This is a genomic window from Cellulomonas sp. URHB0016 (assembly GCF_054057935.1).
In genome coordinates, this window is record NZ_JBSRZU010000001.1 from 903,491 (window position 1) to 916,922 (window position 13,432).

Genomic DNA, 13,432 nt, shown 5'->3' on the forward strand with positions numbered 1-13,432 from the left:
ACAGCCCGCCAGAAGCGGACCACCACGCCCGTGGGCGCTCGGAGAGTCTAGGACGAACGCGTGCCCAAACGCTAATCGGGGTCCCGCGTCTCCGCGTCCTGGTCGGACTCGCGCCGGATGTCCGGCCCCGCGCTCCAGTCGGACGACGCGTCTGTCGGTCCGAGGTTGTAGCCCAGCAGGCGCCAGGCCGGCTCCAGCCCGGAACCGGCACGGACGAGCTCGGCCCAGTGCACGTTGTGCATCCCGGCGAAGGCGTGCGAGCCCGGGTCGAGGCCGAGGAGCACGGCCATCATGGACGTGATCGCGGAGCCGTGCGAGACCACGACGAGCGTCTGGTCCCCTTCCAGGTCCGTGGTGAGCTCGAGCAACGCCGCGCCGGCTCGTGCGGCGACCTGGGCCCGGGTCTCGGCACCGACACCGGCGGGCTCGCCACCGCCACGCCACACGGCGAACTCCCCGGGCCAGCGGAGGTTGATCTCGTCGCCCGTGAGACCCTCCCAGATCCCGAACCCGCGCTCGCGCAGCCTCGTGTCCGTCTCGACGTCCAGGCCCGCGGCGCGTCCGAGCAGCTGCGCCGTCTCCAGGGCACGGCTGAGGTCCGAGGCGACGATGCGGGTCGGCGTGTGCCGGGCCAGCAGCAGGGCCGAGGCGGTGCGGGCCTGCCAGCGTCCGACGTCGTCCAGCGGGATGTCGACCTGGCCCTGCAGCCGGGCGCCGGCGTTGTACGCCGTCCGCCCGTGCCGGACGAGCAGCAGTCGAGCGGCGGTCACGCCTCCGGACCCTGGCCGGCACCGCCACGAGCGTCGGCAGGAAGGTCGATGACGGGGCAGTCCTTCCAGAGGCGCTCGAGCGCGTAGTACACCCGGTCCTCCTGGTGCTGGACGTGCACCACGACGTCGCCGAAGTCGACGAGCACCCAGCGGCCTGCGGCCTTGCCCTCGCGCCGGACGGGCTTGGCGCCGAGGTGGAACAGCGCTTCCTCGACCGCGTCGACGATGGCCCCGACCTGCCGCTCGTTGGTGCCGGACGCGATGAGGAACACGTCCGTGAGGACGAGCTGCTCGCTCACGTCGAGAGCGATGATCTCCTCGGCCTTGATGTCGGCGGCGGCGCGGGCCGCAGCGATGGCCAGCTCGACGGCTCGTTCGGTGGCGGGCACAGATCTCCTCGGGTGGTGGGGGGTCAGGTCGTGCCGGCGCCGCCGACGACCTGACCGGTCGTCATGGTGACGGGTCCGACGGGCGCGGCACTCTTGTCGCCGTCAGCGGGCTCCCTCGTCAGGAGCAAGGTGATGAGGAACCCGAGCACGAAGGCCACCAGCGCCAGCACGATGAGGTGCAGCCACGTGTACGGGTGCCGCGGTCGACTCTCGTCGTCCTCGTCGTCCTCGTCCTCGTCGTCGAGCTCGTCGGCGGGACGTGGGCTCGGTACGGCTTCGGGCTCCCCGAACGGCGCCGCGCCGAACCCCGTGGACGGTGCGGACGACCCGCCCCAGCGCGGGGCTGGGACGGCGGGCTCCGCGGTTGCCGGGCCGGGCGCCGGTGCCGGTGCGGGGGTGGGGACCCACGCGGCCGGCGCGGCCCCGGCCGACGACGAGGTGGACGCCTGCCACGGCGCGGCCGCGGGCGACGAGGTGCCGCTCCCGGCCGCGTCGCCGGGCTGCCAGGCCGGCGACCGACCGTCCGTGGACGGTGCGTGGCTCGGCGGTGTCTGCCAGGCCGACGGTGCAGGGGTCGGCGGCGCGGCGCCGGCGGGAGCACCCCAGGCGGACGGGCTCGGCGACGGCTGAGGGGACGAAGCCTGCCGCCCCGGCACCCGGGTTGCCTGCCGCGACGGGTCGGGCTGCGAGGGCGCGAGCTGCGACGCGGCTGCCTGCGAGGACGCCGGCTGCGAGGACGCCGGCTGGGCGGACGGCGGCTGGGCGGACGGCGACGGGGACCACGACGGCTCACCGCCCGGCCGGGACGTGGCCGCCCCGGCAGCAGACGTGGCTCGTCGCGGCGGCACGGACGGCGCGCCGACAGCGGGCGCGCTCGCCTGGCCACCGGCGGACGACCCACCCCAGCCGGCGGCCGGGGAACCGGCGGGCGGCTGCCCCCACGGCACGGGTGCCGGCGCGGGAGGCCGCTGACCGGCTGGAGCTGAGGCGGGACGCGGCGGCGCTGACGCGGTCCCGGTCGACGCGGCACCCGGCGACGGACGGGTCTGCTGCGGGGCCGCAGCCGGGCGCGCCGGCTGTGCGGCAGGCGCCGGCCGCGCCGGTGACGACGCCGGCGCAGGACGCTGGGCCGTCGCGGCGGGCTGGCTCGGCTGAGCGGACCACGCGGGCGTGCCGGACCCGCCGGGGACCGGGGGGATGCGGGACGTGCTCGTCGGGTCGAGCGACGTGTCACGGATCGACCGCCGGGAACGGGCCGGTGCCTCGGGGGTCTGCTGCGCCGACCACGACGGGACCTGCGGCGACTCGGCCGGGGCGCGCATCGCGCGCCGGGACACCGGACCCGCGGCGTCGCCAGGAGCCCCGCCGTCACCGTCCGTCGACACCGGGTTCCCACCCTCGTCCGCGGCGCGCTCGAGCTCGCGACGTCGGCGCCGCTCTCCTGGTTCACTCATGACTGACCTCGATACAACCGGTGTTTCGCGATGTACTGGACCACCCCGTCCGGTACCAGGTACCAGACGGGCTGCCCGGCTCGGGCACGCTCCCGGACGTCGGTCGACGAGATCGCCAGCGCGGGGATCTCGAGGACGTGCACCCGGTCACCAGGCAGGCCGTCGACGGACAACGCGTGCCCGGGACGGGTCACCGCCACGAACTGCGCCATCGTGAACAGCTCCTCAGCATCCTTCCACGTGAGGATCTGCTCGATGGCGTCGGCTCCGGTGATGAAGAACAGTTCGGCGTCCGGACGCTGCGCCTTGAGGTCACGCAGGGTGTCCACCGTGAACGTCAGCCCCTCCCGGTCGACGTCCACCCTGCTCACGGTGAAGCTGGGGTTCGACGCGGTCGCGATGACGGTCATCAGGTACCGGTGCTCGGCGACCGTGACTTCCTGCGCCTGCTTGAACGTGGGGTGGCCGGTCGGCACGAACACGACCTCGTCGAGGTCGAACCGCGCGGCGACCTCGCTCGCGGCCACGAGGTGGCCGTGGTGCACCGGGTCGAACGTGCCGCCCATCACCCCGACGCGAGGTCGTCGTGTCATCGCTCCGGGTCCCCACGTCTGACCGGTGGCGCCGGTCAGTGACGCGTCCCGACGCTCCGGAAGGCGTAGGTGACGAGCAGCATCGCGACGAGGCCGACGAACGCACCGACACCGAAGACGACGGGCGAGAAAGGCAGCTCGCGCGTCTGCTCGGCAGCCTCCGCGGCGGCGGTGATCAGGGCAGCGTGCACGTCAATCCTCCTGGGGGGTGGGAGTGAGCGACAAGTGTCGCACGGTGGGATGTGCCGTCAGGGCCGGACGTGACCGTCCCCGTGGACGATCCACTTGGTGGTGGTGAGCTCGGCGAGCCCCATGGGTCCGCGGGCATGCAGCTTCTGCGTCGAGATACCGATCTCGGCGCCCAGGCCGAACTGCCCGCCGTCGGTGAACCGGGTCGAGGCGTTCACCATGACGGCCGCGGAGTCGACCTCCGCAACGAACCGCTCGGATGCGGCGAGGTCCTGCGTGACGATCGCCTCCGTGTGTCCGCTGCTCCACGTCCGGATGTGCTCCAGGGCCTGGTCCAGGTCATCGACCACGCGGACGGCGAGGTCGAGCGACAGGTACTCCGTGGCCCAGTCCTGGTCGGTGGCGGGCACCACGTCGGCCTCGTCCGGCGCGAGCCGCAGGGTCGCCTCGTCGCCGTGCACGGTGACGCCCTCGTCCGCGAGCGCCGCGATCGCGACCGGGAGGAACTCCTCGGCGACGTCCCGATGCACGAGCAGCGTCTCGAGCGCGTTGCAGACGCCGACGCGCTGCGTCTTCGCGTTGAGCACGATCGGCAGGGCGACGGAGAGGTCGGCGCTCTCGTCCACGTAGAGGTGCACGTTGCCGACGCCCGTCTCGACGACGGGCACCGTGGACTCCTGCACGACGGTCCGGATGAGGTCCGCTCCCCCGCGCGGCACCAGCACGTCGACGAGCCCGCGGGCATGCATGAGCGCCACGGCCCCCTCGCGCCCGTACGCGTCGATCGACTGGACGAGGTCACCGGGCAGCCGCTGCGCGACGAGAGCTCGGGACAGGACGTCGACGATCACCGCGTTCGACTCGGCAGCGGCCGTCCCGCCGCGCAGGATCACGGCGTTGCCGCTCTTGAGCGCGAGCCCGGCGGCGTCGACCGTGACGTTGGGCCGGGCCTCGTAGATCATCCCGACGACGCCCATCGGCACCCGGACCTGCCGCAGGCGCAGCCCGTTGGGGAGCGTCGAGCCACGCACCACCTCACCGACCGGGTCCGGCAGCCCGGCGAGCTCGCGCAGCGCGTCGGCGATCGCCTCGATCCGCTCAGGCGTGAGCGCCAGCCTGTCCAGCAGGCCCGCGGACGTGCCGTTCTCGTTGCCCCGGACCAGGTCCACCGCGTTCGCCGCGATGATCTGGTCGGACGCCGCCACGAGCGCGTCCGCGAGCGCCAGGAGGGCCGCGTCCTTGGTCCCGCGCGTCGCCGTCGCGAGCGACCGCGCCGCCACCTTCGAGCGCTGCGCGACGGCCCGGACCTGGCCGGCCACGTCGACCTGGGCGGGGGCGTCGTCCTGCACCTGGGTGTCGAGGGAGGCGGTCATCCCGTCAGGGTAGTCCTGGCCCGGCCGCTGGTGGGGCGTCCGTCCAGGCGGTCAGGTCAGCACAGGGTCCGACGTCACCAGCCCGCGCGCACGGCCCGCGTCGTCCGGTCCCCACAGCGTCGTCGACAGCTCGCGACGCACGAGCGGCACGACCTCCTCGGCGAACCGGCGCAGCACGTCGTGCTGCTGCGCGTACGGCAGGACCGGGTTGAGCGAGACGGACTGCAAATCGTGCCCGTACGAGCCGTGGTAGTCGAGGATCTTCTCGGCGACCCGCTCGGGCGACCCGACGAGCGCCGGCCCGCGCTCGACCGCGTCCTCGATCGTGGCGAACGACGAGACCTTCCCCGGGCGTGCGTCGCCGACGTGCCGAGCGGCGGCGCGGGCGGCGAAGCCCTCGTAGACGGCGCGGTACTGGGCGGTCGCCTGCTCCGTCGTGTCGGCGAGGAACAGGCCGCCCGATCCCGACCCGACGTAGGCGGCCGACGGGTCGAACCCGTGGACCTCGAGCTGCTCGCGGTAGTGGTCGATGAGCACCTGGTACGCCTCGCGCGGCTGCAGGGCGTTGGCGGTGAAGATCGGGTCGCCGTACCGGGCTGCGTGCTCGACCGCGAACCTGCTGGTCGCCGACCCGTGCCACACGCGGAACGGCCCGTCGAACGGCCGGGGCAGGGTGGTGGCGTCGCGCAGCGGCGCGTGGAAGGTGCCGTCCCAGTCGACGTGCTCCTCGCGCAGGAGGCGGCGCAGCAGCGCGTAGTTCTCCTCGAGGTAGTCGTACTGGTGGGCGATGTCGAGGCCGAACAAGCGGGAAGTGCTTGTCCTCGTTGCCCTTGCCGATGACGATCTCCAGCCGGCCGCGCGAGAGAAGGTCGATCGTCGCGTAGTCCTCGGCGACCCGGACCGGGTCGAGCAGCGACAGGACGGTGACGCCGGTGCTGAGCAGGATGCGGTCCGTGGCCTGCGCGAGCGCGCCGAGCAGCACCGTCGGGGAGGACGACAGGAAGTCGCCCGCGTGCCGCTCCCCCACGGCGAACGAGTCCAGGCCGAGCTCCTCGGCGAGCACCGCCGTCTCGACGACCCGTTCCAAGCGGGTCGACGGGTCCACGAGCTCACCGGTGACCGGGTGGGGGGCGTGCGGGACGATGTCGAGGACCTGGAACTTCACGGACGTGCTCCTTCGTCGAGGCGGTCGTGCTGGGGGCGGGCGGGCGCGACGGGCAGGTCCAGGCCGAACGCGAGCAGCGTGCCGCCCTCGACGACCCTGGTCTCGCGGTCCGTGAGACGGACGAACCCGAGGCGGTGGTAGAGCCGGTGCGCCCCCGTCATGCGCGGACCGGAGTTCATGACGACCCGGTGCAGCCCTCGCTGCCGGGCCAGCTCGACGACGAACCGGGTGAGGAGCGCACCGACCCCCTGGCCCCGGGCCGACGGGGCGACCGCGAGCAGGCGGAAGTCCAGCTCACCGTCCCGACCGAGGGGCGAGATGTGCTCACCAGGACGCGGTGTCGCGACGGTGCCGAGCAGCTCGCCGGTCGCGAGGTCCTCTGCGACCCACACCTGCGCGTCGCGTGCCCGGGTCGCCACGTCGACGAGCGACGCCGCGTAGGTGTCGCTGAGCGCGTAGTCGTGCGAGTACGCGGCGAGGGAGAGCCGGGCGACCGCGTCGTGCTCGTGGGACGCGACGAGCCGGATCCGCACCCCCACCGGTGCGGAGTGCCGGTCGAGCGTCACCGAGCGACCGCGTCGGGCGCGACGGGCTCCTCGATCGGCAGACCGGCGTCCTTCCACGCGGCGGCGCCGCCGTCCACGTGCACGACGTTCGTGAAGCCCTTGTCGCGCAGCGCCGCCGCCACCGGCCCGGAGCCGCGGACCGACCCGCAGACCACCACGATCGGCGTGTCGAGGGACAGCACGGGCGGGAGCCGCAGCGACGAGGTCAGGTCGAAGTCGGCGTCCACGTCGTAGCGGTCCACCACGGTGGCGCCGGGGATCGCGCCCGTGCGGGCCCGGCCGGCCTCGCTGCGGACGTCGACGAGGAACGCGCCGGCGGTCACGCGTGCGGCGGCCTCCGTGGGGTCGACGAGCGGTGCGAGGTCCCCGGCCTCCTCGAGGGTGAGGTCCTCGGCGGGTGCGGTCGAGCGGGTCATGGTCACTCCGGGGATCGGTGGGGACGACGGGCACGGGCCGCACGGCGCGCGTGTGGTGGGGTCAGCGCAGCTCGAAGCCCTGCGCCCCCAGCGCGTCGCGCAACCGGTCGCGACCGTTGAGCGCGTGCGGGCCGGCGAGGCGGGCCAGCACCCGCTCGACCCACGAGTGGGACAGTCCTTCGCGGGCGTAGAACTCGCCGATGGTCCGCTCGTAGCCGTCGACGGCGGCGTGGTGCGCGTCCTCGTCGTACACCTCGTGGTGCAGCACGGCGGACTGCGGAAGACGAGGCTTGACGCGCGCGCCCTCGTCCGGGTCGGGGCGGCCGACGACGAGCCCGAACGCGGCGAAGACGTGCCGGGGCAGGCCGAGCAGCGCGGCGACGTCCGCCGGCGTGTTCCGCAGGGCGCCGATGTACACGGTGCCGAGGCCGAGCGACTCCGCGGCCAGCACCGCGTTCTGGGCCGCGAGCGCCGCGTCGACGAACCCGACGACGGCGGTCTCCAGATATCCGGCGCCCGCCGTCGGTGCGTCGTGCCGGTCCGCGATGGCGTGCGCACGCGCGAGGTCGACGAGCCAGACGAGCAGCAGCGGTGCCTGCGTGATGTGCGCCTGGTCGCCGGCCAACGACGACAGCGCGGCCCGACGGTCGTCGTCGCGGACGGCGACCACGCTCCACAGCTGCAGGTTCGAGCTCGTGGCGGCCGACTGCGCGGCGGCGACGATGGTGGCCAGCGTGTCGTCGTCCACCGGGTCGGGCAGGTAGCGGCGTACGGAGCGGTGCGCGAGCTGGAGCGCCACCACGTCGGACGAGACCAGGCGTGCGGGTGCGGCGGCGCCGTAGCGCGAGTCGGCGAGGGCCCGGACGGTGGGCTGCTCGTCGACGACGTCGACGGACATGAGGGCTCCAGGGGGTTGGCGCGGCGTCGCTCGACGGGAGCTGTCGGGCGCGGCGCAGAGTCGGTGGTCGTCCGGCCCGTGTCAATGGAACGCGTCGTCGTCTCACATCGCGGGAACGGCCATCGGCCCACGCCAGACCCGGCCGGCTGTCACATGTCGAGACGCCACGAAGGAGGCCTTGACCCGCCTGGACCTCCGCCCTAACTTCCGGCGTCTCCGACGACCCGTCCCACTCGACCTGGAGCCCCATGACCCGCTACCTGGCCGTCCGCCTGGCCCAGGCGCTCGGTGTCCTCTGGGCGGCGTACACGGTGACGTTCGTCGTCCTGTACGCGCTGCCCGGCGACCCGGTCTCGCTGATGTACGGCGCGGAGTCCAGCGACATCACCCCGGAGCAGCTCGCCGACCTGCGCGCCCAGTACGGCCTCGACCAGCCTCTGCCGGTCCAGTACGTCCGCCAGCTCGGCCGGGTCCTGCACGGCGACCTCGGCACGTCGGTGGTCAACGGACGGCCGGTCGCCGCCCTGATCGCCGAGGCGGTGCCTCCGACGGCGCAGATCGCCGCGCTGGGCCTGGTGCTCGCGCTGGTGCTCGGCGGCGGTCTCGCTGTGCTGGCCACCTACGTGCGCAGCCGCGCGCTCTCGCAGACGTTGCTGTCGCTGCCGCCGCTGGGCGTCGCGATCCCGTCGTTCTGGTTCGGGCTCACCCTCGTGCAGTGGTTCTCGTTCACGTTCCCGATCTTTCCCGCAGTGGGGAACAAGGGGTTCTCCTCGCTGGTGCTGCCGGCGGTCACGCTCGCGCTCCCCACGGGTGCGCTCATCGCGCAGATGCTCTCGCGGAGCCTGCTCGGCACCCTGCACGAGCCGTGGGCGGACACGGCACGGGCCAAGGGCGCCAGCCGCGCACGGGTGCACCTCTCGCATGCGCTGCGCAACGCGGCGCTGCCGACGCTCACCGTCACCGGTCTGGTGGTCGGCGGGCTCCTGTCCGGCGCGGTGGTCACCGAGACGGTGTTCTCCCGGGCCGGGGTCGGCCGCCTGACCGCGACGTCCGTGGGCGCGCAGGACATCCCCGTGGTGCAGGGCATCGTCCTGTTCGCGGCGCTCGTGTACGTGCTGGTCAACCTGCTGGTGGACGTGCTGTACCCCCTGATCGACCCGCGCGTCGTCCGGGTCCGCCGGCCGCGCGCGGTCGCGGTCCGGTCCACCGAGCCCGCACTGGTGGGTGCCGCGTGACCGCCCTCGACGCGCGCACCGCGCTCCCCGAGCCGACGCAGCCCGCCGACCGCCACGCCGCCCCCGCCGACGCCGGCGTGCGCGGTCGGGAGGAGGACCTCGTCGCCCGCCACCTGTGGCGCGGTCGGGTCGTCGGGGTGCTGCGTCGGCCCGGGCTCGTGCTCGCGGTGGTGTGGGCGGCGCTCGTGGTGCTCGCCGCGTTCGCCCCGGCCGTGCTCGCTGCCGGTGACCCGCTGACGGGTGTCCCGGCGGACAAGCTGCAGGGTCCGTCGGCCGCGCACTGGTTCGGCACCGACCAGCTCGGCCGGGACCTGTTCACGCGTGTGGTCCACGGCACGCACCTGACGCTCCAGGCGGCGCTCGTCGCCGTCGGGGTCGGCCTCGTCGTGGGCGCGCTGCTGGGCCTGCTGGCGGGTTTCGTCGGTGGCGTGCTCGACGACGTCGTGATGCGGACGGTCGACGTGCTGCTGTCGATCCCGTCCCTGCTGCTGTCGCTCGCCCTCATCACCGCTCTCGGATTCGGCACCGTCAACGTGGCGATCGCGGTCGGTCTCGCGAGCGTGGCGTCGGTGGCGCGCATCATGCGGTCCGAGGTGCTGCGGGTCCGCACGTCCGTCTACGTCGAGGCCGCGCACGCCGGCGGCAGCCGCTGGTGGTCGGTGCTGCTCCGGCACGTGCTGCCGAACTCGACAGGACCGGTCGTCGTCCTCGCCGCCCTCGAGCTCGGTGCCGCGATCCTCGCGGTGTCGGCACTGAGCTTCCTCGGGTACGGCGAGCCGCCGCCCGCACCCGAGTGGGGTGCGCTGGTGTCCGGCGGCCGGGACTACCTGCGGACGTCCTGGTGGCTCACGACCCTGCCCGGCCTGACGATCGCCGCCAGCGTGCTGGCCGCCGGCCGGATCTCGAGGGCCCTCGACGGCGACCGGGGCACCCGATGACCGGGGGTGAGCGGCTGCTGACCGTGACCGACCTCGCCGTCACCTACCGGACGAGCCGGGGAGACGTCCGCGCCGTGCGGGACGTCTCGCTGCACGTCGACGCGGGCGAGACTGTCGCGCTGGTCGGCGAGTCCGGCTCCGGGAAGTCGACGACCGCGGCCGCCGTCGTCCGGCTCCTCGCCGCCGGCGCGCGGATCGAGCACGGGACCGTCGACCTGCTCGGGCACGACGTCGCCCGTGCCGCGCCGCGCGCGCTGCAGGCGGTCCGGGGCCGGCTCGTGGGGCTCGTGCCGCAGGACCCGACGGTCTCGCTCAACCCTGTCCAGCGGGTCGGTGACCAGGTCGCCGAGGTGCTGCGCATCCACGGCCTGGTCGGTCGTCGCTCCGCGCCCGTCGCCGCCGTCGAGGCGCTGCGCAAGGCGGGCCTCCCGGACCCCGAGGTGCGCGCCCGGCAGTACCCGCACGAGCTCTCCGGGGGGATGCGCCAGCGGGTCCTCATCGCGATCGCGCTCGTGGCACAGCCGCGGCTGCTGGTCGCGGACGAGCCGACCAGCGCGCTCGACGTCACCGTGCAGCGGCAGATCCTCGACCACCTCGAGGAGCTGACCACCGGCACGGGGACGGGCGTCCTGCTCATCACGCACGACCTCGGCGTCGCGGCGGACCGGGCGGACCGGATCGTCGTCATGTCGCAGGGTCGCGTCGTCGAGGAAGGCACCCCCGACGCCGTGCTGGGCTCGCCCCAGGACCCGTACACGCAGGCGCTCCTCGCGGCCGCGCCGAGCCTCCGCGGCGCACGGACCCGCGCCGCCGCACCCCCGACGACGGCAGCGACACCCCCGACCGCGCTGGAGGTCCGTCACCTCGTCAAGGAGTTCCCGCTCCCCCGCTCGGCGGGCGGCGGACGCCTGCGGGCCGTCGACGACGTCTCGTTCGCCCTGCCTCGCGGGCGCACGCTGGCCCTGGTGGGCGAGTCCGGCTCGGGCAAGTCCACCACCGCGCGCCTGGCCCTGCGGCTCACGGACCCGACGTCCGGCTTCGTGCTCGTCGACGGCCAGGACGTCACCGCCGCCCGCGGGCCAGCGCTGCGTGCGTTGCGCCGGCGGCTGCAGGTCGTCTACCAGAACCCGTACGCGTCGCTCGACCCGAGTTGGACGGTGGAACGGATCGTCACCGAGCCGCTGGGGGCCTTCCGGCTCGGCGACCGACGCGACCGGGCCGCCCGGGCTGCCGAGCTCCTCGACCTCGTCGCGCTGCCGTCCACCGCGCTGCAGCGCCGCCCCGCCGAGCTCTCCGGGGGCCAGCGGCAGCGCGTCGCGATCGCCCGAGCGCTCGCGCTGCGCCCCGAGACCGTGGTGCTCGACGAGCCCGTGTCCGCGCTCGACGTCTCGGTCCAGGCCCAGGTCCTGGACCTGCTCGCAGGACTTCAGGACGAGCTGGGGCTGAGCTACCTGTTCATCTCCCACGACCTCGCGGTCGTGCGACAGGTGGCCCACGAGGTCCTCGTCCTGTCCCGCGGGCGCGTCGTGGAGCACGGCGCCGTCGAGCAGGTGTTCGCCGACCCGCAGGACGAGTACACGGCCGAGCTGCTGTCCGCCATCCCGGGCAGCCGCGTGCGCGCCGGCGCCGGAGGTGCGTCGTGACCGGCTGCTGTCCCGGCGGCCCACGTGAGGCGACTGCTCCGGCCTGACCCGATGCGGGGTGGAAGCGGCGCGTCCGACGTGGGCCGGCCCCGCCACCGACCTTCGCTACCCGCCCCATCGTTCGCGCCCCATGCACCCCTCACGCACGTCCGTCACGTCCCAGGAGCACCCATGTCCGTCGCACGCCCCCTGCGCGCGCTCGCCGTCCTGTCCGTCGCCGCCCTCGCCCTCGCCGCCTGCTCGGACGACGCCGGCGCCCCGACCGCCGGCGCGTCGGCCTCGTCGTCGGACGCCCCCGTCGACGGTGGCGACCTGACGTTCGCCATCGGCAACGACCCGATCTCCGTCAACCCGAGCGGCATCGGCTCCGGCAACGACACCCTGTACGTCACCCGCCAGGTCGTCGACTCCCTGCTCTGGCAGGACCCGGCGGACGGCACGCTCAAGCCGTGGCTGGCCACGAAGTGGTCGCCGAACGCCGACTCGACGGAGTTCACGTTCACGCTGCGCGACGGTGTGACGTTCTCCGACGGCACGCCGTTCACGGCCGCGTCGGTCAAGGCGACGTTCGACGACATCGTCGCGGCGGGTGCCAAGAGCGGCGGCGCGCCCTCGTTCATCGGCTACACCGGCGCCACGGTCGTCGACGACCACACCGTCACGGTCGCGTTCTCGTCGCCCAACGCCGCGTTCCCCCAGGCCACGTCGACCGTCGCGCTCGGCATCGTGGCGGACTCCACCATCGCGGTCCCGTTCGACCAGAGGTCCACGGGCACCGGTGTCGTCGGCACCGGCCCGTTCACGCTCGACCACTACACCAAGGACGTGGAGAGCGTCCTCCAGGCCCGCGCGGACTACGCCTGGGGCCCCGACGGCGCCACGGAGGCCCCGCACCTCGACTCGGTGACGTTCCAGGTGATCCCCGAGGCGGGTGTCCGGACCGGCGCGCTCACGTCCGAGCAGGTCGACGTGATCGGCGGCGTCCAGCCGACCGACATCGCCACGCTCGACGACGCGGGCTTCCCGGTCGTGCACCGCGCCAACCCGGGGATCGTGTTCGGCCTGACCTTCAACGAGTCGAGCCCGTTCGGCGCCGACCCGGTGGTCCGGGAGGCCGTCTCGCTCGCCGTGAACCCCACCGAGATCCGTGACACCGCGCTGGTCGACGGCTTCGCCGTCGCGAAGAGCCCGCTCGCGGGCACCACGCCGGACGTCGTCGACCTGTCCGACGACCTGGTCACCGACCCGAAGAAGGCCGCGTCCGTCCTCGAGGCCGGCGGCTGGGCGAAGGGCGCCGACGGCATCTACGCGAAGAGCGGCCAGCGGCTCGCTCCGACCCTCGTGTGGATCACCAACTTCTCCCCCAACCAGACGTCGGTACAGCTCGTCCAGCAGGAGCTCAAGGCCGTCGGCATCGACGCGACCCTGTGGAGCGGGACCGTCCCCGAGTTCCAGGACAAGCTGAAGTCCGGCGCCTTCGACCTCGTCTGGGGCAACCTGTCCCGCGCCGACGGCGACGTGCTGCGCACCCAGTACTCGACGACCGCGACCAACTTCTACCGGATCGCCGACCCCCAGCTCGAGCAGCTCCTGCAGGCGCAGCTCACGGCGGGCGACCCCGCAAAGCGGTCCCAGGTGCTCGCCGACGCCCAGGAGCGGCTCGTCACGCAGCACCACGTGGTGCCCGTGCACGAGCTCACCACGTTCCTCGGGCTCTCGACCGAGGTGCACGGCATCACGCTGGGCGCCGACTCCCGGCTGGACCAGCTGACGGGGGCGTGGCTGTCCACGTGACGATCGCGG

13 protein-coding genes and 1 pseudogene are annotated in these 13,432 nt (G+C 73.9%); 4 read left to right on the forward strand and 10 right to left on the reverse strand.

What is annotated here, in order from left to right; genetic code table 11:
- Window positions 1-71: 71 nt before the first annotated feature.
- The 10 genes and pseudogenes from ACVW07_RS04280 to ACVW07_RS04325 form a co-directional block, all read right to left on the reverse strand.
- On the reverse strand, window positions 72-770 hold the full coding sequence (locus ACVW07_RS04280) for a histidine phosphatase family protein (protein WP_456818039.1): 699 nt from the start codon (window positions 768-770) through the stop codon (window positions 72-74).
- On the reverse strand, window positions 767-1,159 hold the full coding sequence (gene rsfS / locus ACVW07_RS04285; protein WP_456818040.1) for a ribosome silencing factor: 393 nt from the start codon (window positions 1,157-1,159) through the stop codon (window positions 767-769). Before rsfS ends, ACVW07_RS04280 begins: the two co-directional genes overlap by 4 nt.
- A gap of 23 nt (window positions 1,160-1,182) precedes the next feature.
- On the reverse strand, window positions 1,183-1,815 hold the full coding sequence (locus tag ACVW07_RS04290) for a hypothetical protein (RefSeq protein WP_456818041.1): 633 nt from the start codon (window positions 1,813-1,815) through the stop codon (window positions 1,183-1,185).
- 794 nt (window positions 1,816-2,609) lie between these two features.
- Window positions 2,610-3,206 carry a nicotinate-nucleotide adenylyltransferase gene (nadD, locus tag ACVW07_RS04295; RefSeq protein ID WP_456818042.1) on the reverse strand — a complete coding sequence of 199 codons (597 nt, stop codon included), beginning with the start codon at window positions 3,204-3,206 and terminating at the stop codon, window positions 2,610-2,612.
- 35 nt (window positions 3,207-3,241) lie between these two features.
- On the reverse strand, window positions 3,242-3,397 hold the full coding sequence (locus ACVW07_RS04300; RefSeq protein ID WP_456818043.1) for a hypothetical protein: 156 nt from the start codon (window positions 3,395-3,397) through the stop codon (window positions 3,242-3,244).
- 57 nt (window positions 3,398-3,454) lie between these two features.
- Window positions 3,455-4,768 carry a glutamate-5-semialdehyde dehydrogenase gene (locus ACVW07_RS04305; RefSeq protein WP_456818044.1) on the reverse strand — a complete coding sequence of 438 codons (1,314 nt, stop codon included), beginning with the start codon at window positions 4,766-4,768 and terminating at the stop codon, window positions 3,455-3,457.
- Between the two features lie 51 nt (window positions 4,769-4,819).
- A pseudogene (locus tag ACVW07_RS04310) lies at window positions 4,820-5,933 on the reverse strand (LLM class flavin-dependent oxidoreductase).
- On the reverse strand, window positions 5,930-6,499 hold the full coding sequence (locus tag ACVW07_RS04315) for a GNAT family N-acetyltransferase (RefSeq protein ID WP_456818045.1): 570 nt from the start codon (window positions 6,497-6,499) through the stop codon (window positions 5,930-5,932). Before ACVW07_RS04315 ends, ACVW07_RS04310 begins: the two are co-directional and overlap by 4 nt.
- Entirely contained in the window at window positions 6,496-6,915 is a 420-nt protein-coding gene (locus tag ACVW07_RS04320; RefSeq protein WP_456818046.1) for a rhodanese-like domain-containing protein, read from the reverse strand. The genes ACVW07_RS04315 and ACVW07_RS04320 overlap by 4 nt, the downstream gene beginning before the upstream one ends.
- A gap of 61 nt (window positions 6,916-6,976) precedes the next feature.
- Window positions 6,977-7,813 (reverse strand): NADPH-dependent oxidoreductase, encoded by an 837-nt coding sequence (locus ACVW07_RS04325; RefSeq protein ID WP_456818047.1) that lies wholly within the window; start codon window positions 7,811-7,813, stop codon window positions 6,977-6,979.
- 248 nt (window positions 7,814-8,061) lie between these two features.
- Between ACVW07_RS04325 and ACVW07_RS04330 the strand changes: the two genes are divergently transcribed.
- From ACVW07_RS04330 to ACVW07_RS04345, 4 genes are all read left to right on the forward strand, one after another.
- Window positions 8,062-9,048 (forward strand): ABC transporter permease, encoded by a 987-nt coding sequence (locus tag ACVW07_RS04330; protein ID WP_456818048.1) that lies wholly within the window; start codon window positions 8,062-8,064, stop codon window positions 9,046-9,048.
- A 77-nt stretch (window positions 9,049-9,125) separates the two neighbouring features.
- Window positions 9,126-9,986 (forward strand): ABC transporter permease, encoded by an 861-nt coding sequence (locus tag ACVW07_RS04335; protein ID WP_456821024.1) that lies wholly within the window; start codon window positions 9,126-9,128, stop codon window positions 9,984-9,986.
- Window positions 9,983-11,629: a dipeptide ABC transporter ATP-binding protein gene (locus tag ACVW07_RS04340; RefSeq protein ID WP_456818049.1), complete on the forward strand. Its 1,647-nt coding sequence runs from the start codon at window positions 9,983-9,985 to the stop codon at window positions 11,627-11,629. The genes ACVW07_RS04335 and ACVW07_RS04340 overlap by 4 nt, the downstream gene beginning before the upstream one ends.
- A 171-nt stretch (window positions 11,630-11,800) precedes the next feature.
- Complete coding sequence (locus ACVW07_RS04345) at window positions 11,801-13,423, forward strand: ABC transporter substrate-binding protein (RefSeq protein ID WP_456818050.1); 1,623 nt, start codon at window positions 11,801-11,803, stop codon at window positions 13,421-13,423.
- Window positions 13,424-13,432 lie beyond the last annotated feature (9 nt).